General features: G+C 61.9%; 20 protein-coding genes, 4 tRNA genes and 1 other RNA gene. 16 read left to right on the forward strand and 9 right to left on the reverse strand.

The features are described 5' to 3' along the window. The first annotated feature begins 22 nt into the window (after positions 1-22). Positions 23-1615, forward strand: a complete 1593-nt coding sequence (locus RIG82_04070; GenBank protein ID MEQ9460112.1) for a glucose-6-phosphate isomerase — start codon at positions 23-25, stop codon at positions 1613-1615. Positions 1616-1641: 26 nt separating this feature from the next. Next, positions 1642-2670 (forward strand): peptidoglycan recognition family protein, encoded by a 1029-nt coding sequence (locus tag RIG82_04075; protein ID MEQ9460113.1) that lies wholly within the window; start codon positions 1642-1644, stop codon positions 2668-2670. Here RIG82_04075 and efp read toward each other — a convergent pair. Continuing rightward, positions 2667-3227 carry an elongation factor P gene (gene efp, locus RIG82_04080; GenBank protein ID MEQ9460114.1) on the reverse strand — a complete coding sequence of 187 codons (561 nt, stop codon included), beginning with the start codon at positions 3225-3227 and terminating at the stop codon, positions 2667-2669. The two genes, RIG82_04075 and efp, sit on opposite strands and share 4 nt — an antisense overlap. A gap of 122 nt (positions 3228-3349) precedes the next feature. On the opposite strand from efp, the gene RIG82_04085 reads away from it, so the two are divergent. Further along, a tRNA-Arg gene (locus tag RIG82_04085) sits at positions 3350-3423 on the forward strand. A gap of 26 nt (positions 3424-3449) precedes the next feature. Here RIG82_04085 and RIG82_04090 read toward each other — a convergent pair. Next, positions 3450-3522, reverse strand: a tRNA-Ile gene (locus RIG82_04090). A 69-nt stretch (positions 3523-3591) separates the two neighbouring features. Here RIG82_04090 and sppA point away from each other — a divergent pair. Continuing rightward, positions 3592-4599 carry a signal peptide peptidase SppA gene (gene sppA, locus RIG82_04095; GenBank protein MEQ9460115.1) on the forward strand — a complete coding sequence of 336 codons (1008 nt, stop codon included), beginning with the start codon at positions 3592-3594 and terminating at the stop codon, positions 4597-4599. Positions 4600-4652: 53 nt separating this feature from the next. Here the strand turns inward: sppA and RIG82_04100 are convergent, their stop codons facing one another. Beyond that, a complete protein-coding gene (locus RIG82_04100; GenBank protein MEQ9460116.1) occupies positions 4653-6257 on the reverse strand; it encodes an ATP-dependent DNA ligase in 1605 nt (534 codons plus the stop codon). Further along, positions 6254-7309, reverse strand: coding sequence for a ligase-associated DNA damage response exonuclease (locus RIG82_04105; protein MEQ9460117.1), 1056 nt, complete (start codon positions 7307-7309; stop codon positions 6254-6256). Before RIG82_04105 ends, RIG82_04100 begins: the two co-directional genes overlap by 4 nt. Before the next feature lie 67 nt (positions 7310-7376). Here RIG82_04105 and RIG82_04110 point away from each other — a divergent pair, with 67 nt between their 5' ends. After that, positions 7377-8372, forward strand: coding sequence for a zinc transporter ZntB (locus RIG82_04110; GenBank protein MEQ9460118.1), 996 nt, complete (start codon positions 7377-7379; stop codon positions 8370-8372). 81 nt (positions 8373-8453) lie between these two features. Next, a complete protein-coding gene (gene katG, locus RIG82_04115; GenBank protein MEQ9460119.1) occupies positions 8454-10649 on the forward strand; it encodes a catalase/peroxidase HPI in 2196 nt (731 codons plus the stop codon). Between the two features lie 122 nt (positions 10650-10771). Here the strand turns inward: katG and ssrA are convergent. Further along, positions 10772-11150: a transfer-messenger RNA gene (gene ssrA / locus RIG82_04120) on the reverse strand. Between the two features lie 161 nt (positions 11151-11311). Between ssrA and RIG82_04125 the strand changes: the two genes are divergently transcribed. After that, positions 11312-11485 carry a hypothetical protein gene (locus tag RIG82_04125; GenBank protein MEQ9460120.1) on the forward strand — a complete coding sequence of 58 codons (174 nt, stop codon included), beginning with the start codon at positions 11312-11314 and terminating at the stop codon, positions 11483-11485. A gap of 61 nt (positions 11486-11546) precedes the next feature. Here RIG82_04125 and RIG82_04130 read toward each other — a convergent pair whose 3' ends face one another. Together RIG82_04130 and fbaA are read right to left on the reverse strand one after the other, a co-directional pair. Continuing rightward, positions 11547-12236, reverse strand: a complete 690-nt coding sequence (locus RIG82_04130) for a hypothetical protein (protein ID MEQ9460121.1) — start codon at positions 12234-12236, stop codon at positions 11547-11549. 204 nt (positions 12237-12440) lie between these two features. Continuing rightward, positions 12441-13487, reverse strand: coding sequence for a class II fructose-bisphosphate aldolase (gene fbaA / locus RIG82_04135; protein MEQ9460122.1), 1047 nt, complete (start codon positions 13485-13487; stop codon positions 12441-12443). A gap of 158 nt (positions 13488-13645) precedes the next feature. Here fbaA and argJ point away from each other — a divergent pair, with 158 nt between their 5' ends. The 7 genes from argJ to RIG82_04170 all read left to right on the forward strand — a co-directional run bounded on the left by argJ (position 13646) and on the right by RIG82_04170 (position 23649). Further along, on the forward strand, positions 13646-14935 hold the full coding sequence (gene argJ, locus RIG82_04140; protein ID MEQ9460123.1) for a bifunctional glutamate N-acetyltransferase/amino-acid acetyltransferase ArgJ: 1290 nt from the start codon (positions 13646-13648) through the stop codon (positions 14933-14935). Next, positions 14932-16920, forward strand: coding sequence for a hydantoinase/oxoprolinase family protein (locus tag RIG82_04145; protein ID MEQ9460124.1), 1989 nt, complete (start codon positions 14932-14934; stop codon positions 16918-16920). The genes argJ and RIG82_04145 overlap by 4 nt, the downstream gene beginning before the upstream one ends. Then, the gene (locus RIG82_04150; protein MEQ9460125.1) at positions 16917-18497 is read left to right on the forward strand and encodes a hydantoinase B/oxoprolinase family protein; all 1581 of its coding nucleotides are present in this window, start codon (positions 16917-16919) and stop codon (positions 18495-18497) included. The genes RIG82_04145 and RIG82_04150 overlap by 4 nt, the downstream gene beginning before the upstream one ends. Positions 18498-18515: 18 nt before the next feature. After that, positions 18516-18589, forward strand: a tRNA-Leu gene (locus RIG82_04155). Between the two features lie 365 nt (positions 18590-18954). Beyond that, on the forward strand, positions 18955-20202 hold the full coding sequence (locus tag RIG82_04160) for a PEP-CTERM sorting domain-containing protein (GenBank protein MEQ9460126.1): 1248 nt from the start codon (positions 18955-18957) through the stop codon (positions 20200-20202). 129 nt (positions 20203-20331) lie between these two features. Then, entirely contained in the window at positions 20332-22338 is a 2007-nt protein-coding gene (locus RIG82_04165; GenBank protein MEQ9460127.1) for an FG-GAP-like repeat-containing protein, read from the forward strand. A gap of 36 nt (positions 22339-22374) precedes the next feature. After that, complete coding sequence (locus tag RIG82_04170) at positions 22375-23649, forward strand: hypothetical protein (protein ID MEQ9460128.1); 1275 nt, start codon at positions 22375-22377, stop codon at positions 23647-23649. 314 nt (positions 23650-23963) lie between these two features. Here RIG82_04170 and RIG82_04175 read toward each other — a convergent pair. Further along, positions 23964-24036 (reverse strand) — tRNA-Ala (locus RIG82_04175). Positions 24037-24325: 289 nt separating this feature from the next. Between RIG82_04175 and RIG82_04180 the strand changes: the two genes are divergently transcribed. Together RIG82_04180 and RIG82_04185 are read left to right on the forward strand one after the other, a co-directional pair. Then, positions 24326-25039 carry a C4-type zinc ribbon domain-containing protein gene (locus RIG82_04180; protein MEQ9460129.1) on the forward strand — a complete coding sequence of 238 codons (714 nt, stop codon included), beginning with the start codon at positions 24326-24328 and terminating at the stop codon, positions 25037-25039. Between the two features lie 9 nt (positions 25040-25048). Next, a complete protein-coding gene (locus RIG82_04185) occupies positions 25049-25720 on the forward strand; it encodes a ribonuclease HI family protein (protein ID MEQ9460130.1) in 672 nt (223 codons plus the stop codon). Positions 25721-25925: 205 nt separating this feature from the next. Here the strand turns inward: RIG82_04185 and RIG82_04190 are convergent, their stop codons facing one another. After that, positions 25926-26840 carry a lysylphosphatidylglycerol synthase domain-containing protein gene (locus RIG82_04190; GenBank protein MEQ9460131.1) on the reverse strand — a complete coding sequence of 305 codons (915 nt, stop codon included), beginning with the start codon at positions 26838-26840 and terminating at the stop codon, positions 25926-25928. Between the last annotated feature and the right edge of the window lie 112 nt (positions 26841-26952).

Here is a 26952-nt window from a genome sequence, read left to right on the forward strand (position 1 = left end):
CCAACAGGAGCTGCCCGTGCAGATGATCAATGACAAGGCCGCGCTCTACCGATTCGCTCGCAAGCAGTCCTGCAGGGTGCCCAAGCTCGGCATGACCCTCGACATCTCGCGGATGGGCTTCTCCGAGAAGGTCTGGACCGACATGGCCGGACCGATGCGCGAAGCCTTTGATGCGATGGAAAAACTCGAGGCCGGCGAGATTGCCAATCCCGATGAGAACCGGATGGTCGGCCACTACTGGCTCCGCGCCCCGCACCTGGCACCCGAAAAAATCCTCGCCGAAGCCATCCAGCACACCATCAATGATGTCGCGTCGTTCACCGAGTCCGTCCACAAAAAACAGATCATCCCGGAGAAGGCCGCGAGGTTCACCGAAGTCCTAGTCATCGGCATCGGTGGGTCCGCACTCGGCCCGCAACTCATCGCCGATGCGCTCGCTGGTAAACGCAATAAACTCAACCCACACTTCCTCGACAACACCGACCCCGATGGCATCGAACGCACCCTCGCTGGCCTCAAGAGCCGACTCAAATCGACGCTCGCCATCGTGATCTCCAAGTCCGGCGGAACTCCCGAAACCCGCAACGGAATGCTGCTGGCCAAAGCCGCCTACGAGGCACAGAGCCTTAGCTTTGCCAGGCACGCGATCGCCATCACTGGCGAAGGCTCCAAGCTCGACCAGACCGCCAGTTCCGAGGGCTGGATCAAGCGATTCCCCATGTGGGATTGGGTCGGCGGACGCACCAGCCTCATGTCCGCCGTCGGACTCGTTCCCATGGCCCTGCAGGGCATCAACATCCGGCTGTTTCTCGACGGCGCGGCCGTGATGGACGAGGCCACCCGGACCCGTGACATCAACAAAAATCCGGCCGCCCGGCTCGCACTGATGTGGCACGTGGCCACCGGCGGGCAGGGCGAGAGACAGATGGTGATGCTTCCCTACAAGGATCGGCTGGTGCTTATGTCGAAGTATCTCCAGCAACTGGTGATGGAGTCTCTCGGCAAGTCCGAAACCCTCGACGGCCAACCGACCAAACAAGGCATTACCGTCCTCGGCAACAAGGGCTCGACCGACCAGCACGCCTATGTCCAGCAACTCCGCGATGGGCTCGATGACTTCTTCGCGACCTTCATCCTCGTGCTCCAGGACTACACCACGCCCGGCAAACACGAGGACACTGAGGTCGAGCCCGGCATCACGGCGGGCGATTACCTCCGGGGCTTCTACCAGGGAACCCGGACCGCCCTATACGAATCCGGGCGCCCCTCGATGACGCTGACGCTCGACAAGCTCGACGTCAAATCACTCGGCGCTCTGATCGCGCTCTTCGAGCGAGCCGTCGGCTATTACGCCACCCTGGTCAACATCAACGCCTACCACCAGCCGGGCGTCGAGGCTGGCAAGAAGGCCGCCGCGATCGTCCTCGACCTCCAGAAACTCGCCGTAAATCACCTCAAGAAAAAAGGCAGCGACGGCATGACCGTCGAGGCGCTTGCCGAAGCCATCGATCGCACCGACGCCATCGAAGACCTCAACCTCATCCTCGAACACCTCGCCGCCAACAAACGACAGGTCCGTCGCGTCCGTACCAGCACCTACGCACCCATTACCTGAACAACACCTCGATGGAGAGGAACACGATGAAGATTTTTCTGCTGTCCGCAGCATGGCTGATGCTCGCCGCCTGCCCATTGTTTGCGCAGGATGCGCCATCCATGAAAGATGGTGATGTTCGCATCCTGCGTCACACGGTCTGGAGTGAGATCCCGCCTGCCGGTGTCGATGCCGATGGCATCCGCCGCAATCTCGCCGTAGGCGACACCGTCGAGTTCAAGGCCCTGAGCCTCTCAGTCCTCGACACCACCCCTGCAGGCGAGCCGATGGAAGATGGCAGCCCCGCCACCGAAACCGATCGCGTCACCCTGCTGCTCGAAGACGCCGACGGCAAGCTGATCACCACCGTTGACGAAGGAGCTGTTCTCCATCGCGGATCACTCTACGTCGCGATCGTCGCTGTCTATCTCAAGGAGAATGAACTGGGTCGAGGTCTTACGGTGATCGAAATCGCAACCCTCGACTCACTCCCCGAGCAAGTCGCCCAGGCCAAGCACGCCAACGGGGCCGAGCAACGCCTCCGGATCCGCCACGACATCAACCGGCTGACTCTCCACCACAGCGCTACACCTCTCAAACCCGAAGATGATCTAGGGGCCAAGCTCGAAGCCATGCAACGCTGGGGAGCCAGCCAACGCAACTGGTGGGATGTCCCCTACCACTACATCATTGATCTTGACGGCACCGTCTATGAGGGCCGTGATCCTCAGTACCTTGGCGACACCAACACCCGCTACGACACCGCAGGCCACTTCCTCATTAACTGCTACGGCAACTACAACGAGATGGAGCCCAACGAAGCACAACTCCAGACCATCGTCGATCTCATGGCCTGGGCCGCCATTGAATACGGCGTCGATCCCTCAGAGATCTACGGCCACCGCGACATGGCAAGCACCAGTTGCCCCGGCGATAATCTTCAGAAGCTCATCGACGACGGCACGCTCGAAGCCCGCGTGCACGCACGCATCGATCGAGGTCAGCCCACGCTGCAGTGGGTCGGGCCTGATCATCTTGGAGACCTGGGAGTCGAAGTCGAGACCCCCGCGCCTTAACCTGTTGATCGAGACAGATACGACCCATCCGCCGTCGAGACCCGGATCTCTTCGCCCGCGTCGATGAAAGGTGGAACCCGTGTCGTGAGACCCGTCTCGCAGGTCGCTGGCTTGAGCTGATTGGTCGCCGTCGCTCCCTTGATCCCCGGTTCGGTCTCAGTCACCGTCAACACCACGACCGTAGGGGGCTCCACCGCCGCAGGGACCCCATCGATCGACAGAATCGTCGCCAGCGTATTGGGCCGCAGGTAAAGCATCACATCACCCAGAGCGGTCTCTGGCACCGTGATCTGGTCGAATGTCGTGGGATTCATGAATACCGCGCCATCCGTATCGGTGTACAGGTATTCAAGGTCCGATCGGTCCAGCGTGATGGTCTCAATGTCATCCGCAGGATTAAAACGCTTCTCGACATGCTTACCTGTCATAATGTCCTTGATCTTGATCTGAACAAACGCTCGCAGGTTCCCCGGCGTCCGGTGCTCGATCGAGGTCACGACGCACGACTTGCCATCCATCTTCACGCCCTGCCCGGGCCGACATTCACCAGCCTTCATAGCCTTATTCCTTGTCTGTATAGAGACCCGACCCGTGCCGGGGAGGACGCAAAGCATATCCTGCCACCTACCCTTTGCACGCTCGCCCGACCCGACTCGATCCGATACCCTGATCCCTCCAGGCCCTCGTAGCTCAGCTGGATAGAGCACGGCTTTCCTAAAGCTGAGGTCGCAGGTTCGAATCCTGCCGGGGGCATTTCATATCTCTGACCCGCGAGAAAATGGGAGCGGCAGGATTCGAACCCGCGACCGAGCGATTATGAGTCGCCTGCTCTAACCACTGAGCTACGCTCCCTGAAACGGCGAGTATAGTCACTCCCGACGGGAGCCCCACACCTCCAACGCTCCCCAACGGAGACCTGCCGTGCGCCAACTTCTCGCCATCCTGTCACTGATCACTCTAATCCTCACGGCCTGTGGGCCCACAACGCTGGTCGTCGGCATCACCCCCGGCGATCAAACCCTCACCGAAACCATCGTTGTCGATGAACCCGCCCGCCGAACCAAGATCGCCATGATTGACGTCAGCGGCGTCATCGTCAACGCCCGCAACAACAGCCTGCTCCAGCAAGGCGAGAACCCCGTCGCTGCTCTCCACGAGAAACTCGAACGCGCACGAAACGACGATCAAGTCGACGCCGTGCTGCTTCGGATCAACTCCCCAGGCGGGTCTGTCACCGCCAGCGAGGCCATGCATCACGAGATCAGACGATTCAAAGCCAGCTCCGGCAAACCCATCGTCGTCATCATGATGGATGTCGCCGCCAGCGGGGGCTACTACATCGCCTGCGCCGCAGACCGCATCGTCGCCTACCCATCCACCGTCACCGGAAGCATCGGCGTCATCATGCAGACCGTCAGCCTCAAACCCGCACTCGACCGATGGGGAATCGAAGCCACAACGCTCCGCAGCGGGGCCATCAAAGGCGCAGGCTCGCCGATTGACGTACTCACCGACGACCAGAAAGCTATCTTCCAGCAGATGATCGACACCTACCACCAGCAGTTCGTCAGCGTCGTCGATGCTGGCCGAACCTCGCTCGACCGTGCCACCATCGAGAAACTCGCCGATGGACGCGTCTACACCGGAAGACAAGCCGCCGATCTCGGCCTGATCGACGCTGTAGGCGATCTCTACCACGCTTTCGATCTCGCCAAACGCATGGCCCAACTCGAACAAGCCGACCTCGTCCTCTACCACCGCCCTCTCGATTACGTCGCTGGCCCTTACGCCTCGACGAAAACCCCGCCAACACCAGCCCAAACCACCATCAACCTGTTCTCACTTGACCTTGGTGGTGCCAACGGTATCGACGCCACCGGAGCCCCGGTCGTCTTCGGCTACCTCTGGACGGTAGATCGCTTGAACTAAAACTAATACGTTCTGCTTCCTAACCTGCCGGGTGCAACCGCAGAGATGGTCATTCATCCTCCGTTGGCATCAAGCAGCCTCCGCAGACTCGCCAGCGTGTCGGCCTCTCCCGGCTTCTTATCCTTCCGCCACCGCAGCATCCGGGGGAAACGAAGTGCAACCCCGCCGCGATGTCGACTGGAAGTCTGAATCCCCTCAAACGCGATCTCAAACACCAACTCCGGCTCCACGACATGCACCGGCCCCCGCCGACCAATCGAATGCTTCCTCACCCATCGCGTGATCTCATCGATCTCCTGATTCGTCAATCCCGAGTAAGCCTTAGTCACCGCAACCAGTTCACCCCCATCATCCCACACCGCAAACGTGTAATCCGAGAACACCCCCGCACGCTCCCCATGACCCCGCTGGGCATAGACCATCACCGCATCGATCGTATGAGGCGTCACCTTCCACTTCCACCAACTGCCCGCCTTCCGACCACTGACATAAAGCGAGTCACGCTTCTTGAGCATCAACCCCTCAACGCCACGCTCGCGTGACGACCCACGCAGCTCCGCCAGCTCTTCCCACGACCCGAAGCTCACCAACTCTGACAACTCAACCACTGGCGTCTCAAGCCCCGCCACGACCTGCTCCAAACCACGCCGCCGCTCATCAAACAACCGGCCGCGCCAATCCTCACCACCCCACTGCAATAGGTCATACGCCAGAAAAATCACCGGCACCTCCGGCCCAAAGAGCGTCGGCCGCACATCAACCCGGTTCAGCCGCTTCTGCAGCGAGGCAAACCCCAAAGGTTTCGCGTTCTCAAAATCCCAGGCAAGCAGCTCGCCATCCAGAACCGTCCCCTCCGGCAGCAGTCGCCCCGCATCAACCAACTCCGGAAACGACCGCTCAATCGATTCCTCACCCCGCGACCACAAACCTACACGCCCCTGCCTGTGGAGCAGCTGAGCTCTGATACCGTCCCATTTCCACTCAGCCGCTAACTCCCCGGGCTGACCCAACACCGAGGGATCGCCGTCATGCGCCGTCGCCAGGCAAAACGGATAAGGTCGCAACGCATCCAACGCCTCATCACCCTCGACGATCATCCTGTACGTCGATGCGGTCGGCTCCCACGCCCCGGTCAACCGATGCGCCACCACCTCTGGCTCCGCACCGACCGCCGCAGCAAACCCCCGAACAACCAGCCGCTGCGCGACCCCGAGCCGTAACGAGCCACCCAGCAACTTGTGGAACACGAAACGCTGCCAGGGGTCCAGCCGATCCCAGGCCTCGTTGATCAATCGCTTTCGCATCGCGTCATCACTCGCTGGCAACGGCAGCAGATAACGCTCGACTAACTCGTGCAAAGCTGGCGGATCAGCACATTCAGGCGGATCGAGCAGCAGCGAGATCGTCTCGCTCAGATCACCCACCATGCCCCGACACTCCCCCACCAACCATGCCGGCAACCCACATCGCTCTGTTGCCGCTTCCTGCAACAACCGGTACGACACCGCCCGTTTGATCTTCCGACCAGAAAGAAAGTAGAGCGCCCAGATCGCATCCTCCGCCGCCGCCTCCCGAAAGTACACCTCGAGCGCAGCCAGCTTCTCGCCGGTCCGCGTCGTCCGATCCAGCCGCTGATACAACTCGGCCAGCCGAATCACGACACCACCTCATTCAAACCACCTTCGCCCTTGGCTTCGATCTCATCCCCGCCCTCCCCGACATACCGAGTATCGATCGAAAAAGCCTCCTTCCCGATCCCCCGAAGATAGCGCTCCAGCGAGCCTGTCGATCCATGCGTGAGACCGATCCGCCGCGCACCGGTCTCCTCGAAAGTCCTGAGCAAACCCGGCCAGTCAGCGTGATCCGAGATCACAAACCCGCGGTCCAGCCCCTCTCGACGCCGACGACCACGCACCCGCATCCACCCCGAAGCAGCCGCCGCCGAAACAGGTGCCAACCGCTTGACCCAAGCCGTGCCCAGAGCCGAAGGCGGGGCTAGCACCAACCCACACCCCTTGAGTTGCTTCGCACTGTCCGGACTCACCTTCACCCACTCAGGCAGCTTCACGCCAGCTTCCCGATACACACGACACAACGGATCAACCGCCCCATGCACACCAATCGGACCGATGCACGCGTCCACCGACGCCAGCACCCGCTGCGCCTTACCCAGCGAGTAAACCGACAACACCGCCGTCCGCCCCATCTCTCGACAGGCTCGCCACCACGCATTGACCTCATCAAACTCAAGCCGAGCATCAGGCCACCGGTAGATCGGCAACCCAAAGGTGCACTCGGAGATCAACACGTCACAAGTCACGACCTCAAACGGCGCGCACGTCGGATCAGGATCACGCTTGTAATCTCCCGTCACCACCCACACCTCATCACGATGCTCGACCCGCACCTGGGCTGACCCCAGCAAATGCCCCGCCGGATGCAGCGAAACCCGTACAGGCCCAAAATCAATCGGCTCGCCATAGTCCACCGTTCGTAGCCTGATCTCGCGCCCGAGTCGGTGCCGCAGGATCGGCGCTGACGCCTCGGTCGCGATATATAGCCCCGACCCGCGACGAGCGTGATCGCTGTGCCCGTGCGTGATAACCGCTGTCTCCACCCCGCGCCACGGATCTATCGTGAGACCACCCGCAGCGCACGTCAGCCCGCTCCCGTCCCGCACGACCAGATCATCTCGCTTCACACCAGGCACATGAGGATGCTACGCGAACAAACCCTGTCAGCGGTAAAGTCACACCAAACCCAGCGAGACCATCCCCATGACCGTACTAGCCACCGGACTACTCCACGCCCAGACCCTCGACGGACGAGGCGGGCTCTGCGAAGTCACCGCCCCCGCCCTCGACGCATGGACACCCGCCAACGGGCCACTCTGGGCCCACTTCGACCGCAGAGCCGAAGACGCCGTGACGTGGATGAGCCACAGCAGCGGGCTCGACCCCATCATCGTCGAAGCCCTCCTCGCCGAAGACACCCGACCACGCGTCATCAGCACACCCACGGGAGCCGCCGTCATCCTCCGAGGCGTCAACCTCAACCCCGGTGCCCAACCCGATGACATGATCTCACTCCGTATGTGGATCGACCCCGACCGCATCCTCACCATGCGTTTCCCCAAACTCGCCGCCGTCAACGATGTCCGCAATCGACTCCTCGAAGGGATCGGCCCAACCTCCAACGCCGGTGTCCTCGCCGCTCTTGCGATCGGCCTCGCCCAACGCATGGGACCGGTCGTCAGCAACGTCCGTGACCTCCTCGATGACTTCGAGGAACGCGCCCTCGATGGCGAGATCGAGAGCGTCCTCAAAGACCTCGGACCCGTGCGACGCCAGACCATCACCCTCAAACGCTACCTGGCGCCCCAACAAGAATCGCTCGAAACACTGATCGAAGCCCCCTACCCCTGGCTCAACGACGACATCCGCCTCCGCCTCAATGAGGCCCTCGACCTCACCACCCGATTCCTCGAGGACCTCGAAACACTCCGTGAACGCTGCATCTACATCCAGGAAGAGGCCATGGCCCTCCAAGCCCAGCGGCTCAACGCCACCATGTACCTTCTCTCCATCGTCTCTGCCGTCTTCCTGCCCCTGAGCTTCCTCACAGGCATCCTCGGCATGAACGTCGCCGGCATGCCCGGCACCGTCACCGAATGGGCCTTCCTGGCCGTCGTCGGCCTCATGGTCGCCCTCGCCGTCGCCGAACTCCTGCTGCTCCGACTCTGGGGCGTCATCGCATTTCGTCCCAAGACATAACCCGCAGACTAAGCCAGGTGTTTATGTTGTCTATCCAGCACATGCCGACCTAAAGTAAGCGACCAACCAGAGGAGTCATCCATGTCATCCACAAGTCAGTGCCCGGTAATGAGCATAATTCACCAACACACCGCCGCTGGAGCGTTCTCAAACGCTGATTGGTGGCCCAATCAGCTCAACCTCCAGATCCTCCACCAGCACTCCCCGCTGTCCAACCCCATGGACAAGGACTTCGACTACGCTAAGGAGTTCCAGAGCCTTGACCTTGATGCCCTCAAGAAGGACATCATGACACTGATGACCACGTCCCAGGACTGGTGGCCCGCCGACTACGGCCACTACGGCCCCTTCTTCATCCGCATGGCCTGGCACAGCGCTGGCACCTACCGCGTCGCCGACGGCCGTGGCGGAGCCGGCTCCGGTACCCTCCGATTCGCCCCCCTCAACAGTTGGCCTGACAACGTCAACCTCGATAAAGCCCGACGCCTGCTCTGGCCCATCAAGCAGAAGTACGGCCGCAAAATCTCCTGGGCCGACCTCATGATCCTCACCGGCAACTGTGCCATCGAGTCCATGGGACTCAAGACGTTCGGCTTCGCCGGCGGGCGCGAGGACCTCTGGGAACCCGAAGGCGACACCTACTGGGGCCCCGAGAGCGAGTGGCTTGGCGATGAACGCTACACCGGCGAACGAGACCTCCAGAATCCCCTCGGTGCCGTCCAGATGGGCCTGATCTACGTCAACCCCGAAGGCCCCAACGGCACCCCCGACCCGCTCGCCTCCGCCAAAGACATCCGCGAAACCTTTGCTCGCATGGCGATGAACGATGAGGAAACCGTCGCCCTCATCGCCGGCGGACACACCTTCGGCAAAGCCCACGGAGCAGCCGACCCGGGCCAATATATCGGGGCAGAACCCGAAGCCGCCGGACTCGAAGAGCAAGGTCTCGGCTGGAAAAACTCCTTCGGCACCGGCAACGCCGCAGACACGATCACCAGCGGACTCGAAGGTGCATGGACCACCAACCCCGCCCAATGGGACAACAACTACTTCGACAACCTCTTCGGCTACGAATGGGAGCAAGTCAAAAGCCCCGCAGGCGCAACCCAATGGGCGCCCAAAAGCGGGGCCGGAGCCAACACCGTCCCCGATGCCCACGACCCCGCCAAAAAACACGCCCCCATGATGTTCACCACCGACATCGCACTCAAAGTGGACCCGATCTACGCACCCATCTCCAAACGCTTCCACGAGCAACCGGACCAGTTCGCACAAGCCTTCGCCAAGGCCTGGTACAAGCTCACCCACCGCGACATGGGCCCGCCTTCACGATGCCTCGGCCCTTGGGTTCCATCCCCGCAGCTCTGGCAGGACCCCATCCCCGAACTCGATCACGACCTGATCAACCAACAGGACATCGAAGACCTCAAAACTAAACTCATGGCTTCTGGCTTGTCGATCGCTCAGCTGATCACAACCGCATGGGCATCCGCAGCCACCTTCCGCCACACCGACAAGCGAGGCGGGGCCAATGGCGCACGAATCCGCCTGGCCCCACAAAAAGACTGGGAAGTCAACCAGCCAGATGAGTTGGCCAAGGCGCTCCAGAAGATCGAGGAAATCCAAAAGAGCTTCAACGCCGCCCAATCCGGCAACAAGAAAGTCTCGATAGCCGATCTGATCGTCCTGGGCGGATGTGCCGCCATCGAAGCCGCCGCCAAGGCCGCAGGTCACGAAGCTAAGGTTCCCTTCTCGCCCGGACGAACCGACGCAACCCAGGACCAAACCGATGTCGACTCCTTCGCTGTCTTGGAGCCGACCACCGATGGCTTCCGCAACCACCTCGGCAAAGACAACAGCACCCCCGCAGAACAACACCTGCTGGATCGTGCCCACCTGCTGTCACTGACTGCCCCGGAAATGACCGTTCTCGTCGGCGGGTTGCGCGCCCTCAACGCCAACGCCGCTCAATCCAAGCTCGGCGTCTTCACCAACCGACCCGAAACCCTCACCAACGACTTCTTCATCAACCTGCTCGACAACGACACGAAGTGGGAAAAATCCACTAAATGCGATCACTTCTTCGAGGGAACCGATCGCAAGACCGGCGAGATGAAATGGATGGGAACCGCCGTCGATCTGGTGTTCGGCTCCAACTCACAGCTCCGAGCCATCGCCGAAGTCTACGGATGCCAGGATTCGCAGCAGCCCTTCATCCGCGACTTCATCGCCGCCTGGAACAAAGTCATGAATCTGGACCGCTTCGACCTTAAGTAGTCAATCCAGAGCCTGAACAAAAATAAGCCTCACAGTCATCAAAAAAAAGCCGCTGGAAATACCAGCGGCTTTTTTTGATGACAAGACTCTCACAGATCAATCTGAAAAAGCCTCGCCAAAATCAATGGAGCCGGGGGGATTCGAACCCCCGTGCCGAGACAGTCGACGAGTAGCCTCTACGCGTGTAGTCGGTTCTTTAAGTCTCGGTCCCTTGGCGGCAAGCGACAGCCTCCGCAGAACCCAGCCTCGAAAGATTTAACCCGCGTGCCCCGAGACATGACACGCAAGCGATCCAGCTGATCATTCACCCTAAACCAGCCACTGGCGAGCTGGCATCAGGATGTTGCTGCGATTAGGCAGCGAGACGGGCCGGCGCGAAGCCGATCCGACCGACGATGTTATCGTTGGCATTTATGGTTTTGTACGTGGTTTAACGAGGCCAACGTACACCTCGACGCGCCACCACAAGTCTTCCCTGTCCGGTCGATACCGGTCGGCCCCGTTGTCAAAGAACAACTCAACAGTCTACCTGTCGGCATATCCACCGTCAAGCTTAATGGCAGGGATTTGTTCGGATTCACAGGCTCAAGCGTGACCTGCCCGCTGATCTTGCCTAGGCTCTATGCGATCAACATACTCACGGATTATCAGGAGCAACCGACATGGCTCTCCCACCAGAAGTCGATATCGAAGCCTTGGATATTCACGATAGCGACCGCTCAACCAGAGGCGGACCACCTCCCTGGATCGTTATGGCGATCATCGCTGGCGTATTTCTGGTAGCAGCCAGTCTGCTCGCCATTCTCTGGCTCGGAGGGGCCTTCACCGCAGCATGAGCCCAAAAAACAACCCACCTCGTAGGTGGGTTGCAACGGAAATCAAGTTACACAACTCAGCTCAACGCCGACGCAGCACGCCCAGCCCGAGCAAGGCCAGCCCACCAGCCAGAGCACCGGGAGCTGGAGCAATCGGTGCCGCGCTCGGAAGATCCGCAGCGACCACCACATCATCCAGGAGGAAGTTCATCCGGGGAGCACCCTGAGGATTCGGGTTGTAGCCCGCAATCAACAAGATCCGGTCAAATGCCATATCCGACTGGAAGCCCCAGAACGCGCCACCAGCCGTAGGCGTAATCGTGCCCACCATCGTGGTCTTGTTCATCAAAACGGCGACGCCAAGGTTGCCGCTACCACCAGCCTCGCTCCAGTCCGCACCGAAGCCATAAGCCGACGATTCCAGCACGATCAAGGTCTGAAGCCGACCTTCACCACCCGCGTATGCGGTCGGGAGGTCCATAAACGTCGAAACTCGGTCGCTCACAGCCACATCACCCGAGCCTGTATCCACGAAGGACAGCCCCGAATAGCTCGACTGATACGAAGCAATCACGCTCGACGTAAACGACGTCACAAGGTCACCAGGCGTAGCACTGTCGAAAGTCTCGGTCTGAACCAACAGATTCCCGAGACTCGCAGCCGCTTCCCAGCCAGCCTTGTCGTCGTTGTACTGCGTGACATTCGCCGCATGAACCGCCGTGGCGGTCAGCAGCGTAGCCGTCACACAGATTAATCCCTTCCAATCGTTCATCTGATCTCCACTCCCGTGGTTGTTGCCTGCGCACCACCCATAATGAAGTCCCCGCAGGCGAGAGGACTTGTATAAGTATGGCCGATGATGACGATAATGCAAGTAATCTCGTCTGAAACTCTACCCTTTTTAACATTAATGAAAAAACAATCGTGGCCGCTAAGCCACGATTGTTCATAAACTCAATATAAAAAACGACTTATATCAGATCGCGGCCGCTTCGGCCTTCAGCGTGCGCCCCACCGCCTTCAAATCCTCACACGCCTCCTTCACACGATTGGCCATCGCCACCTCACCGGCCTTGAGATAGCTCCGGGGGTCGTAGAACTTCTTGTTCCCAACCTCGCCGTCGATCTTCAGCACCGCGTCGTAGTTCTTGATGATGTGATCAGCCACCGCTCGTGTGAAGGCGTACTGGCAATCCGTATCCACGTTCATCTTGACCACGCCATAGTTCAGCGTCTCATGGATCTCACTCTTCGCCGAACCCGACCCGCCGTGGAACACCAGCCAGAACTTCGCATCAGCTCCAAACTTCGCCTTGATCGCGTCCTGACCCTTCTTGAGGAGGTCCGGCCGCAGCTTCACCGCACCCGGCTTGTACGCGCCATGCACGTTCCCGAACGTCGCCGCAAACATGTACTTGCCATCGACCTCGCCCATCTTCTCATAGACGTAGCACATGTCCTCAGGCGTCGTGTACAGCTTGTCCGCAGGCGTATCCTCACTACCCGATGCGCCATCCTCCTCACCACCCACAACCCCAGCCTCCACCTCAATCATCTGTCCGATCTTCGCCATCCGCTTGAAGATCGGCACCGACAACGCCATGTTCTCCTCAAGCGGCAAACCCGACGCATCCAGCATGTGGCTCTGATAAAGCGGCAACCTGCCCTCCGCCACACGCCGCTCGCTCTCCTCAATCAACGGGATCATGAAATCGTCCACGTTCTTAGGCGGGCAGTGGTCCGTGTGGATCGCCACATTGATATCCAGCTTCGCCGCGGCTCGATGAATATGTTCCGCGATCGAAATCGCCCCCAGAACCATGTCACCAATCGCCGTACCCGATGCAAACTTACCGCCACCGGTCGAGACCTGGATGATCCCATCCGACTTCAGGTCAGCAAACGCTCGCAGCGCCGCGTTCGCCGTGATCTCACTCGTCACATTGATCGCCGGATAGGCGAAGTGGTTGTCGTAGGCATTCTCGAGCATCTTGCAATAGGTCGCGTAATCAGCCACGGGCATGGTCAGGTCTCCTCAAGGAAGGAACGTCAATCTCAGGCGGTCTCGACACCCTCAAACCATCCGAGGGCTCGGATCAGCGATCAAAGGATCGCCATGTCTTATATCTTAGCAGGCCAGCATCATCGTAGCAAAGCCGCACCATCGGTAAGCTACGCGCCATGCCCAAGCACTCCAGCCCATCACGACCCGCCCATATCCCCAAGCCAAGCCTCTCGGTCCCCCGGGGCTTCCGCTTCGCTGGCGTCACCGCCGGCATCAAACCCTCCGGCAAGCCCGACCTCGCCCTCATCGTCTCCGACCGCCCCGCCGCGGCCGCCGGCGTCTTCACCAAAAACCGCTTCTGCGGTGCCCCCGTCACCGTCACCAAAAAACACATTCGCTCCGGCTCAGCCCGAGCCATCATTATCAACTCGGGCAACGCCAACGTCGCCACCGGCGATCAGGGACTTGCCGATGCCAAGGCCATGGCTGCACGAGTCGCCCAACAACTCGACTGCAGACAAACCGATGTACTGGTTGCCTCCACAGGTGTGATCGGCCACCCACTCCCCATGGACAAAATCACCGCTGGCATAGACCACGCCTGTTCCAAACTCCTCGCAGGGAGCGCCGCCGCCAAACGCGCTGCCGAAGGCATCCTCACCACCGACACCCGCATCAAAACCGCTGCCACCTCCGCCGACGCGATCAACCGAAAACTCGGACTGACCATCGACAGCGACCGCTTCACCCTCGCAGGAATCGTCAAAGGCTCCGCCATGGTCGCCCCCAACATGGCCACGATGCTGGGTTTCCTGATGACTGACGCCGCCATCGATCCCAAGCTCCTACAGGCTCTGCTGACCGAAGCCATCGACCAGACCTTCAATCGCATCTCCGTCGATTCCGACACCTCCACCTCCGACATGGTCCTGATCCTCGCCAACGGTGCCTCAGGTATGGACACCATCCGCAACAGAGCCTCCACCGGCTACACCGAGTTCCGCGAGGCCCTCATCAGCACCTGCAACTCACTCTGCCATCAGATGCTCTGGGATGCCGAAGGCGTCACCCGCGTCTTCCAAGTCATCATCGAAGGAGCCAAGTCCACCGCAGAAGCCGACCTCATTGGCCGCACCATCGTTGATTCACCCCTTGTCAAAGCCGCTGTCCATGGCGGAGACGCCAACTGGGGGCGGCTCGCCATGGCCATCGGCAAGTCCGGCGCAGCCATCAAACAAGAGCAGGTTTCCATCACCATCGTCGCGCCCAGTGGGCCCATCAATCTTCTCACCAACGGTCAGCCCAACGAACTCAATGCAGCCCAACGCAAACGCATCGACAAGCTCATGCTCAAGCCCGAAATCACGTTCCACATCAGCCTCACGCGCGGAAAAGCCTCCGCCACCTGGCGCGGGACCGACCTCTCCGCTGAATACGTGCGCCTCAACGCCGACTACACCACATGACCACTCCACCCAAGCCCCCCTTCCGCATCGGCGTCGACACGGGCGGGACCTTCACCGACCTCATCCTCACCGACCAACACGGCACCATCCGTGCCACCCACAAACTCCTCTCCACACCCGATGACCCCGCCCGCGCCGTCCTCGAAGGCATCCGCGCCCTGCTCGCCAGCCTCGAACAATCGGTTGAGGCGCTGAGTGGCGTCGTACACGGCTCCACTGTCGCGACCAACGCCCTGCTCGAAGGCAACACCGCCCGCGCCACCCTGGTCACCACCCAAGGCTTCGAAGACCTCCTGCTCATCGCCCGCCAGAACCGCCCCGCCCTCTACGACCTGGTCCCGCAAAAACCAAGCCCTGTCATCACCCGCGACCTCACCCTTGGCGTATCCCAGCGCACCGCCTGCGACGGCCAGACCATCACACCCCTCAAACCCGAAGCCGCTGCCGAACTGATCGACCAACTCCGCCAGCTCAAACCCGAAGCCATCGCCATCAGCCTCCTGCACAGCTATGCCAACCCGGATGACGAACGCTCCCTCGCCGACGCCATCAACACCGCTTTCAACCACACCATCCACCTCACCGTCTCCCACCAACTGCTACCCGAACTCCGCGAGTACGAGCGCACCGCCACCTGCGCCATCAACGCCGCCGTCGCCCCGCGCATGAACGGCTACGTCAAACGACTCGCCGAAACCCTTGGCGACGACCGCCTCACCATCATGGCCTCTCACGCCGGAACCCTCTCAGTTGACGAAGTCGCCGACCAGCCCGTCCGCACCATCCTCTCCGGCCCCGCAGGCGGAGCCCTCGGTGCCCTCGCCGTTGCCAAGGCCCTCGACCATCCGCGCATCATCACCTTCGACATGGGCGGAACCTCCACCGACGTCGCCCTCCTCGACACCGCCGTCACCCTCACCACCGAAGGCACCGCCGCCGACATGCCCGTCCGACTCCCCATGGTCGACCTCCACACCGTCGGCGCGGGAGGCGGGTCCATCGCATGGATCGACCCCGGCGGAGCCCTCCGCGTCGGACCCAAATCCTGCGGCGCCGACCCCGGCCCCGCCTGCTACGGCCGCCAGCCCCGCGACAACCCCCAACCCTCCGTCACCGACGCCCACGCCGTCCTCGGCAACCTCCACCCCGACACCCGACTCGCAGGCTCCATGCCCCTCGACCTCGATGCCGCCAACCACGCCGTCGATCACCTCGCAAAGCAACTCAAACTCACACGCCAGCAAACCGCCGAAGGCATCCTCACCATCGCCGAGTCCACCATGGCCCGCGCCATCCGCAAGGTCTCCCTCGAACGCGGACACGACCCCCGCGAGTACGCCATGGTCAGCTTCGGCGGCGCAGGCGGACTCCACGCCTGCCGACTCGCCCAGGCCCTCGGCATCACCACCATCATCGCCCCCGCCCACGCCGGACTGCTCTCCGCCGTCGGCATGCTCACCGCACCCCGGAGCCTCACCTTCTCAACTTCGATCATCCACCGCCTCAGCAACCACGAAACATCCACCGCCCGCCAACCCAACCAATGGCCAGCCTCACTCTTCCCCCAAGCCTTCGATCACCTCAACACCCTCGCCTCCGCGTGGTTCAGCAAACACCGAATCCCCGAGAACCAGCAGCAGACCCGCATCCAGGTCGACCTCCGCTACACCGGTCAATCCTTCGAAATCACCACCGACATCCACCAGGACGACCCCGTCGCCATCTTCGAGCGCGAACACACCCGACTCTACGGCTACACCCCCGATGACCGCCCCATCGAAGTCGTCACCCTCCGCCTCCTCGCCACCACCGAGGATCACCCCCTGATCTTCCCGCCTTCGGACCCACACACGCCAAACACCGAACTCATCGGGCCAGCCACCCTCCGCGATCGCTCCTCAACCCTGCTGATCCGCCAAGGATGGAAAGCCACCACCACCCCCGAGGGCCACACCCTCCTCCAACCCGCAGGAGCCCTCGCATGACCACCGACTTCGGACCCATCGAGATCGAGGTCTACAAACACCTCCTCGCCTCCGTCGCAGAAGAAATGGGCGTCCGCCTCATGCGCTCCGCCTACTCACCCAACATCAAAGAGCGCCGCGACTACTCCTGCGCCCTCTTCGACAGCGACGCCAATCTCATCGCTCAGGCCGCCCACATCCCCGTTCACCTCGGATCCGCCGCCGCCTCAGTACAGGCTGTGATCAACACCTTCCCGCCCAACAACATGAAGCCCGATGACCGCTTCATCCTTAACGACCCTTACGCTGGCGGGACCCACCTCCCCGACATCACCGCTGTCGCCCCGGTCATCCTCCCCGGCGACACCCAACCCTCCTTTTACGTCGCCAACCGCGCCCACCACGCCGACGTAGGCGGAACACGCCCCGGCTCCCTCCCGCTCTCCCGATCCATCGACGAGGAAGGCGTCCGCTTCGGACCCGCACGCTTCGACAACGATTTCATCAACAGTTTCTCCGCCCAGACCCGCACCCCCGACGAACGCCGCGGCGACCTGTTCGCCCAAGCCGCCGCCCTCCAACTCGGCATCGAACGCATGGCAAGCCTCTGCAACACCCATGGCCGCGACCGCATCACCCAGGCTGGCGCAGCCCTTATCAACTACACCGATCGCGTCATCCGCACCGTCATCGCCAACCTCCCCGATGGCACCTACACCTTCGAGGACGCCCTCGATGACGATGTCGTCTCAGGCACTAACTCGCCCGTCTGGATCCGCCTGACCCTCACGATCTCCGGCGAAACAGCAACACTCGACTTCACCCAAACCGACGACCAGATGGCTGGCCCGCTCAACGCTGTGCGCGCGATCACCCTCGCCGCATGCCAGTACGCCTTGAGATGCCTCGGCCCTGCCGACCTCCCCGACAACGCCGGCGTCCTCGAACCCCTCAACATCCTCACACGACCCGGCTCAGTGGTCGATGCCCAGCACCCCGCCGCCGTAGCGGGCGGAAACGTCGAAACCTCGCAGCGCATCGTCGACACCCTCTTCGGCGCACTCGCCCAGGCCACCCCCGACAGCATCCCCGCCGCCTCCGCTGGCTCGATGACCAACCTCACCATGGGTGGACACGACCCCCGCCGCGGCGGTCAAGCCTTCACCTACTACGAAACCATCGCAGGCGGAGCCGGTGCCGGAAAGGGACGAAACGGCGCTGATTGCGTCCAGACCCACATGACCAACACCCTTAACACCCCCGCAGAAGCCTTCGAACACGCCTACTTCGTGCGCACCGACGCCGTGGCCATCCGCAACAACTCCGGCGGGTCCGGACAGTTCACAGGCGGCAACGGGATGATCCGCCGCTACCACTTCCTCGCACCCACCGAAGTCACCCTCCTCGCCGAACGCCACCGCCGTCCACCCTACGGGTTAGCCGGCGGTCAACCGGGGGCCGCAGGAGCCGCACACCTCATCCACACGGACGGCCGGATCGAACACCTAGGCGGGCGATTCGAACGAACCTTCACCGCCGGGGAAACCCTCGAAATCCAAACCCCTGGTGGCGGAGGATGGGGCCCCGCTCCGGCTTAGGTAAGCTAGAGACAACTTGGCTCCGTAGCCCAACTGGCAGAGGCAATCGACTTAAAATCGATCCAGTGCGGGTTCGAATCCCGCCGGAGCTATTCGCCTCACCGCACCCCAAAACTGCCGGGTATTCCCCTAACCCCCATCGAGGGCGTGATTTCCATTCCTGCGAGCCAGATTACCCACCTTCTCATCCCTGCTCCATGCGTGTAATTCCTGATGGCGCAAGCAGTTTGAAAGACCATAATACCTTGACAGAGGGTATTTCACAGGTATCTTATGTAAGTATTAGGGCTTGGCACAAGCCTGATTGCGATTCACAGGCTAGTCGCCACGACATCACTGCTGGAGTCTGAAGAAGAAGATTACACCACTGTATACGAGCCATCCCACTGTCCGGAATGACTCCGTTTCACGAGTTTCTTGGTTATCCCAGTTCCAACCCACTAAGGAGGTTTGAGAGATGAAGACACGTAACTTGGTTCTTGCCGCTATTGGCATGACGGTCGCCGGTGCGACCACCGCACAGGCCATCGATTTCGTTGAAATTGGTCGCCTTAACGTCGCTGCCCTGCAGGACGTCACCGGTCGCCCGATCGCCCAGCCCTCATCCGTCGGCTACTCCGGCGGGATCCTCTACATCGGTGAGTTCGGCACAGGCGGTCAGGTCGTCCGCATCGACAATCCCCTCGGCGCTGCCGCCGTCACCAACATCTTCGGCACCCCCGCCGTCCACGCTGGCGGCTACGACAGTATCGATGCCAACTTCGATTACGTCGCCGCCGTCTCCGGCACCGACGACAACGCTGGCACCGATGACCTCCTCGAGGTTCACACCATCGGTGGCGTCCCCACCCTCCAGCTCAACTCGGATGCTGGCCTCGCTGTCCCCAGCAACTACGGCGCTGCTGGCCGTGGCTTCACCGGCGTTGCCCTCGATCCCGGCTTCAACGGCCAGGGCCCTGCCGCGGTCTCCAGCGTGGTCTTCGCGCAGCGTCAGCGCATCGCCAACGATGTCAACGGCGGAGCCCTGCTCTCCGGTGACCCCGGCGTCGCCGAATACCGCAACGAAGCCGCCACCACCGGCGGTCGCGATGTCGCCTACGACGACCTCACGGGCGATCACTACTTGCTCACCATCGAGGGCCTCGCCAAGATGACCCGCGATGGTGCCCAGTCCTTCGTCCAGTACCCCAACCCTCCCTTCAACACGCAGGGCTGGTACACCCAGGCAACCTTGCCCGTGACCTTCTTCGGTAGCGCCGACTTCTTCGGCCCGCAGAACCTCGAGTTCGTCAACGGTGCCGGCAGCGAGGGCGTTCCGCTCGATCTGCTCCTCGTCAATAACCCCCGTATCGCCGCGACGGCGGGCGTCGCTCTGGTCGACATCGTCCAGGCCTACCTCGCCGACACCCAGCTCGACCCAGGGACCAACAAGACAACGGGCGCCAACGGCGCGAACCTGACCTCGGTCAACTGGCTTGCTCCTGACGGCACCTCGCCATTCGCTCAGGCCGCCCAGACCTTCGTTGATTTCAACGTCAACCCCTTCGATGCCATCGTCTACGACTTTGCGTATGACATCGAAACCGACATCCTGGCCGTATCCGACCTCGGCTCGGGCTATGTCTACTTCTTCGCGGTTCCCGAGCCCGCCTCGGCCGCCCTGCTCGGCCTCGGTGGCCTGGCCGCTCTCCGTCGTCGTGCGTAATCCGACGACCTGATTCAGCCCCTACACGACGCCCGGCTTTACCGCCGGGCGTCGTCTTTTATATGGCCCGTCCGCCATCCATGCGTAGACTTTAGAGCACGTCATGGTGCCGCCTGGGAGGACCTGTCCGTGAGTCGTTGCCGTCAAATCCCCATCGGGATCGCCTGCCTTCTCAGCCCTCTACTGATGGGCTCTGCCGCGCTCGCATCCGGCTTCACCGATGTCACATTCAACACCGGCATCTTCTACCTGCAGCGCAACGTCCTAGCCTTCCCCGATACCTCCGATGAGATCCGCCGACAGACCGGCGGGGCGGCCGCAGGCGATATCAACGCCGACGGCTACCCCGATGTCGTCGTCTCTCGCTACGGCGACACCCCTCTGATCTACCTCAACGATCGAGACGGCACCTTCACCAATGCCACCGCTTCAGTCTTCGGCGGAGCCACTCTGCCGACAAAGCTCAACGGCCTGGCCTTCGGCGATATCGACCACGATGGCGACCTCGACCTCTACGCCACCGCCGTCGAAGACACGCGCTACTACCTCTACCTCAACGATGGCGCAGGCCACTTCACCGAAGCCGCCGTCGCACGCGGGGCCGCCGTCGAAAAGCCCGACCTCCACTACGGCACCTCTGTCGCTTTCGGCGACTACGACCGCGACGGCTGGCTCGACCTTCACACCAACGAGTGGCGATGGGGGTTCCTCAACACCTCCAACGCCGATCACAACAGCCGACTCTTGCGCAACACCGGCGGCGGATTCTTTCAGGACACCACCGTGGCAGCAGGTGTTGAACACAACCCCAACACCCCACAGGCCACCGGCTGGGCCTCACGCTTGACCGACCTCGACGCCGACGGCTACCCCGACCTCGTCCAGGCCAACGACTTCAGCTCCAGCAAGACCTTCTGGAACAACGCCGACGGAACCTTCACCGACGGAACCAACGACGCCGGCTTCAACAAGGGCTTTTCCGAGATGGGCATGGCCGTCGGCGACTACGATAACGATGGCGACCTCGATGTCTACATCACCAACATCGACACCGCAGGGACCGTCGGCGTCGGCAACATGCTCTATCGCAACGATGGCAACCGAGTTTTCACCGAAGTCCGCATCCCCGCTGGCGTCAAAGCCGGCGGATGGGGCTGGGGCACCGCTTTCCTCGACCACGACCACGATGGCGACCTCGACCTCATCGCCACCAACGGCCAATCAGGTCGACCGATCGATACGACCAAGTTCTTCGACAACGATGGTGATGGCACCTTCACCGAAGTCGGCGCGTCCGTAGGCGTCACCGACAACGGCTCGGGCAAGGGCATGCTCACGTTCGACTACGACCGTGATGGCGATCTCGACGTTCTCATCGTCAACAACGCCGGCGCGCCGACGATCTATCAGAACAACGCCGAGAGTGACCCCACGGCGGGTCACTACCTCCAGTTCGACCTCCGGGGCGTGATCTCTAACCGCTTCGGCGTCGGGGCCTGGGTCACCGTCACCCCCGATCTCAACGACCCCGACACTGCCTACCTCCGCGAGATCGATGGCGGGAGCAACTTCCTCGCTCAGTCCGAGATGCTCGCACACTTCGGCGTCGGCGACTTGACCCAGGTCGATCGTGTCGAGGTCCGCTGGCCCAGCGGGCTCATCCAGACCTTCGACAACCTCCCCACCAACCAGCGCCTCGTCGTCGAAGAGAACTGGCTCATCGGTGACGTGAACCTCGACGGCCTCGTCGATGCCTCTGACATCGACGACCTCGCCGCCGCGTTGGACCTCGGCGACCCCGCTCTCCGTTACGGCATGGTGGACGGCAACCCCGCCGCTGATTCCTCGGACCTCACGCACCTGATCGAATCGATCCTCGGCACCGTCGCCGGCGACGCCAACCTCGACCAGCGTGTCGATCTGATCGACCTCTCTGCCCTCGCCGGGAACTTCGGTCTGGCAGGCGGCTGGGCCGAAGGTGATTTCAACACCGACGGCACCATCGACCTCATCGACCTCTCCCTCCTCGCCGGAAGCTTCGGCTTCGACGCAACCGCGGTTCCCGAGCCGGGAACCGTTTTGATTCTCGTCGGAAGCGGGCTGTGCGCATTATCGCGGCGACGCCGACAGTTTTAGTTCCATCAGCTCGATTTGATCGTATTATGTTAGGGTATGGATCAGGCGTACTGTCGGTATCTGTATCTGGATATCAATGGCTACTTCGCTTCGGTGGAGCAGCAGTTGCGGCCGGAGCTGCGCGGGAAGCCGGTGGCGGTGGTTCCGGTGGATACGGACTCAACGTGTTGTATTGCGAGCAGTTACGAGGCTAAGGCGTTTGGGGTGAAGACGGGGACGCCGGTGCCTGAGGCTCGGCGGCTGTGTCCGGGGGTCCGGTTCGTGCTGGCACGGCATGAGCGGTATGTGCGGATGCATCATCAGATCATCGCGGCGATGGAGCGTTGCGTGCATGTGGATGAGGTGTGTTCGATTGATGAGATGTGCGCTCGGCTGATGAGCAACGAGCGGTCGGCGGAGCGGGCGCTGGAGATTGCGCGAGCTGTTAAGGGCGCAATTGCTGTTGATGCAGGTCTTTATGTGAAGTGTTCGGTGGGGGTGGGTCCGAACCAGTGGCTGGCGAAGGTGGCGACGGACCTGCAGAAGCCGGACGGGCTGGTGGTGCTGACGCCTGAGGATGTTCCTAAGCGTTTGTTTTGTCTGGCGTTAGATGATTTACCGGGTATTGGTCGTCGGATGCATGCGCGGCTGGGTCGGGTGGGGGTGACGACGGTGGAGCAGTTGTGCGGGCTGAGTGAGTCGGCGCTGCAGACGATCTGGGGGAGTCGTGTTCTGGGGTCGCAGTGGTATCTGCAACTCCGGGGTGAGCAGGTGGATATGACGCCTACGCGGCGTCGGACGGTGGGTCATTCGCACGTGTTGTCGCCTGAGTACCGGACGCGGGAGGGGGCGTTGCGGGTGATGGTGCACATGATTCATAAAGCGGGTCGGCGGATGCGTCGTCTGGGGTATCACGCGGGGCGGATGCACCTGGGGATGCGGTATGTGGATGGGTCGCGGTGGGTTCGAGATATGCGGCTACCGGATGTGTCGGACACGGTGACGCTGGTGCGGATGTGCTCGGCGGCGTGGCCGGGGGTGGTGTCAGCGGTGCCGTTGAAGGTGTCGGTGACGCTGATGGATCTCACGCTGGATCAAGGGGTTAGCGGTGCGTTGTTCGGTGAGCAGCGGGCGATGGGCCGGATCGCGGAGGCGATGGACCGGATCGAGCGGCGGTTCGGGAACAACGCGGTTTTTCCGGGTGCGATGCTGGGGGCGTTGGACAGTGCGCCGACGCGGATCTCGTTTACGCAGATCCCGGAACTCATCGACTGCGACCCCCCCACCCCCCCACCCCGCACTCCCCCGCGGCGGGGCCTTCCGGGCGTCTGAGGAAGGGGTGATTTCGTGTCGAAACCGGCGGGAAAGCGGTCGTCCTCGTCAATCAAACGTGACCGATGGGGGTTGAATGTCAATGGTTTGTGCGCACGGCCCTGCTTCGCCAAGGCTTCGCAGGGTTATTCTTATGTTGCGCTCTGTAGGCAGCCTACGGCTGACCACAGGCACCCGACGGAATCATCCGGGTTGTCCAGGTTCTCGATTCATGCTGGGCGATGGCTCGGGTGGCCCGGGCTGATGGTGGGGGTGCGGGGGCTCGTTTGGGAGCATGAAAAAAACCCGCCTTGGGGGCGGGTTTTTGTGGGGAGTGGAGCAGAGGGGGCTCGAACCCCTGACCTTCGCCATGCCATGGCGACGCTCTCCCAACTGAGCTACTGCCCCGAGTTGTGGTCCGGCGTGGGCCGGGTGGATGAGTATATCGACCGGGGTGTCATCGGCAAGAGAGCGGGTGGGGGTGAAGGGGCGGGTTCTCGGTCGGTGGGTTGGGGGTGGGGTCAGAGGAAGGGTGGAGGGATGGGGAGAGGTGAAAGCAGGGGTGGGGCGAGGGATACTGGCTGCTGGGGGGTGGGTTGTGTCGGTTGTTGTGCTAGGATTAGGGATCACACGACTGGAGGATCAAGGTTTGTCGCTACAGGACCGTATACGAGACTTTTTTTACGCGGATCAGACGGTGCGCACGATCAGTGAGCGGTTGGGAGGGGCCCAGCGGCGGCGGGATGCTCAGAAGAAGAAGCTGGAGCGTCTGGCGGTGCAGGAGTCGGAGTTGGGGGATCAGTCGCGGAAGCAGCAGGCGACGGTGACGGGTCTGGAGAAGGAGGTGGCGGAGATTGATGAGCGGGTGGAGAAGCATCGTGCTGCGATGAACACGGTGACGAACAACAAAGAGTATTCGGCGTTGTTGGTGGAGATGAACACGCTGAAGATTGAGAAGAACAAGCTCGAAGAGCAGATCATCAAGGATATGGAGCAGGCTGAGGAGTTGAAGACTCAGCACGCGACGCTGGCGGAGCAGCTTGAGAATCAGAAGAAGCTGGTGGAGCGAGCGGAGGAAGATGTGGTTGAGGCGCGAGCGGAGGTGGGTGACAAGCTGGATGAGGCGCAGGCAGAGCGTGACAAGGCGGCGGCGGATGTTCCGCCTGATGTGATCACGGCTTTTGAGCGGCTTAGTGAGGCATACGACGGTGAGGCGGTGTGTGCGGTTGAGGAGCAGGATCGTCGTCGTAAGGAGTACACGTGTGGGGGTTGTTACATGTCGCTGCCGGTTGAGATGGTGAACTCGTTGATCATGCGTCGTGACGAGGTGCTTACGTGTCCGAGCTGCCGTCGGATTTTGTATATCAAGGAGACGTTGAAGGAGGCGATCGGCGGCGCGAAGAGCGGCTGATCCTTTCTGATGCGAGCGACGTTGCAGACGGATGGCGGGTCGCGGGGCAATCCCGGGCTTGCGGGCGCGGGCGTGGTGCTGATGGATGATGACGGGACGGCGTTGGGGGAGGCGGGTTATTTTCTGGGGCGGTGCACGAATAATGTGGCGGAGTATCGGGGTCTGATTCGCGGTCTGGAGCTGGCGCGGTCGGTGGGTGTGACGGACTTGCTGATCCGGTTGGACTCGGAGTTGATCGTCAAGCAGTTGCGGGGTGAGTATCGGGTGAAGTCGGCTGATCTCAAGCCGTTGTTCGCTGAGGCTAAGGGTGTGCTTGGGGGGTTTTCGGCGTGGCGGGTTGAGCATGTGCGGCGGGAGGGGAATCGTCGGGCGGATGAGTTGGCGAATCTGGCGATGGATGCTGGGCGGGATGTGGTGGCGTATTCGCCTTTGGCGGGTGGGAAGCCGGAGGGGATGGTGTTGGAGCGGAAGGACGAATCAGAGAGGGAGGAACGGGGTCGGTTAGTGGAGGGAGCATCGTGTCGGCATGGGCAGGCGGGTGGGGTGTGGTTTGGTGTGGGGCCGAGGGTTGAGGCAGGGTGGTGTGTGGAGGGGTTGGCGGCGTTGTTGGCGGCGCGGGGGCGGGGTGAGCGGGAAGGGGTTTGTGGGCGGTGTGGTGGGCGAGTTTGTCGGGAGGGGTAATGGTTTAGTGGGCACGGCTTCGGCTTGACCCCAGGCACCCGTCGTGGGCACACTTTGTCTGCGCTGCGCGGTGACAAAGTGTGGCACCCGGCATCGTCATGACATATCGGGTGATGTGCCTGGGGTGGTGATTGGTGATGGCACGGTTTAGAAGGGGATGGGCCCGTGAGGCTTGCGCCTCAGGCTCGTATCGTGCTTGGGTTGTTTACTGGGTGGCGGGGGGTGTTGATTCTTCGTGGGTGGGGTCGTTGCTGGCGAGTTTCCAGGCGCGGCGGATGGGGATCATGCAGGGGAGGCCGATGAGGATGGTGAGGGTGGTTTCGATGGCGCGGTCGATGAGAGCGGCGGCGGCGATCTGGTTGGCGTCGAAGCCTGAGAGCCATGAGGCGGAGAGGGCCATGGCGGCTTCGGTGAGGCCGAGGCCGTTGGGGGTGATGGCGGCGAGGCGGGTGGTGAGTCCGACGATGCTGAGGGCGAGGGCGGTTTCGAGGGAGAGGTCGAGTCCGATGAGACGGGCGGCGACGAGGAGGCGGAGTGCCTGGGCCATGATCTCGGCGCTGCGGAGGAAGAGGCAGGCGAGGACAGCGGGGAAGGTGGCGGTGTGGACGTAGTGGTGGACGAGGATGGCGGAGGGCCATGCGACGAGGGGCAGGGCTATAAGCCAGAGGGTGTAGCCGGTGGTGGGGTCGACGAGGAGGGGGATGGCGGCGAGCGGGAAGATGACCGTGGTCATCAGCAGGAGCCAGCCGATGGCGAGGGAGGAGTCTTTGAGGAGGATGCCGTGGATTCGTTTGAGGAAAATGGAGCGGCCAAGGAGTCCGAGGCGGGGGCCTGGAACAAGGTTCAGCAATGAGCTGGCGACCATGAGGCCGGTCATGGTGGGGATGGAGACGGGTTTGGAGGCGGGTAGGGGGTGGTGGACGATCCACCAGAGGATGCCTGTGAGGGCGAAGTTGGTGAGGACGAGGAGTCCGCCAATGAACCAGAGGTGGGGGGCGGGTTGGGCGTGCTGGAGGGCTTGTGCGAGGGTGGGCCATGCGAGGACGATGACCCATGCGGTGAGGGCGAGGGTGAGTCCCCAGACGAGGGTGGTGCGGAGGTGCTGTCGGAGGCGTTGCATACGCCGAGTGTAGCTGCGGTTAAACTGGGGGTGGCTCTGACTGCCCGGCGGTGCTCGTTGTGTTGCGTCGGATCGGTGTGTTGGGCGGAGCTGTTTGTTCATCATCTCCAGG

Source organism: Phycisphaeraceae bacterium (genome assembly GCA_040222855.1).
In the GTDB taxonomy this organism is placed as follows: Bacteria; Planctomycetota; Phycisphaerae; order Phycisphaerales; family Phycisphaeraceae; genus Mucisphaera.

Coding starts and splice junctions, on each gene's coding strand:
- RIG82_04070 (MEQ9460112.1), top strand. CDS start 23: ATGATCAATGACAAGGCCGCGCTCTACCGATTCGCTCGCAAGCAGTCC.
- RIG82_04075 (MEQ9460113.1), top strand. CDS start 1,642: ATGAAGATTTTTCTGCTGTCCGCAGCATGGCTGATGCTCGCCGCCTGC.
- efp (MEQ9460114.1), bottom strand. CDS start 3,227: ATGAAGGCTGGTGAATGTCGGCCCGGGCAGGGCGTGAAGATGGATGGC.
- RIG82_04110 (MEQ9460118.1), top strand. CDS start 7,377: ATGACCGTACTAGCCACCGGACTACTCCACGCCCAGACCCTCGACGGA.
- katG (MEQ9460119.1), top strand. CDS start 8,454: ATGTCATCCACAAGTCAGTGCCCGGTAATGAGCATAATTCACCAACAC.
- RIG82_04125 (MEQ9460120.1), top strand. CDS start 11,312: ATGGCTCTCCCACCAGAAGTCGATATCGAAGCCTTGGATATTCACGAT.
- RIG82_04130 (MEQ9460121.1), bottom strand. CDS start 12,236: ATGAACGATTGGAAGGGATTAATCTGTGTGACGGCTACGCTGCTGACC.
- fbaA (MEQ9460122.1), bottom strand. CDS start 13,487: ATGCCCGTGGCTGATTACGCGACCTATTGCAAGATGCTCGAGAATGCC.
- argJ (MEQ9460123.1), top strand. CDS start 13,646: ATGCCCAAGCACTCCAGCCCATCACGACCCGCCCATATCCCCAAGCCA.
- RIG82_04145 (MEQ9460124.1), top strand. CDS start 14,932: ATGACCACTCCACCCAAGCCCCCCTTCCGCATCGGCGTCGACACGGGC.
- RIG82_04150 (MEQ9460125.1), top strand. CDS start 16,917: ATGACCACCGACTTCGGACCCATCGAGATCGAGGTCTACAAACACCTC.
- RIG82_04160 (MEQ9460126.1), top strand. CDS start 18,955: ATGAAGACACGTAACTTGGTTCTTGCCGCTATTGGCATGACGGTCGCC.
- RIG82_04170 (MEQ9460128.1), top strand. CDS start 22,375: ATGGATCAGGCGTACTGTCGGTATCTGTATCTGGATATCAATGGCTAC.
- RIG82_04185 (MEQ9460130.1), top strand. CDS start 25,049: ATGCGAGCGACGTTGCAGACGGATGGCGGGTCGCGGGGCAATCCCGGG.
- RIG82_04190 (MEQ9460131.1), bottom strand. CDS start 26,840: ATGCAACGCCTCCGACAGCACCTCCGCACCACCCTCGTCTGGGGACTC.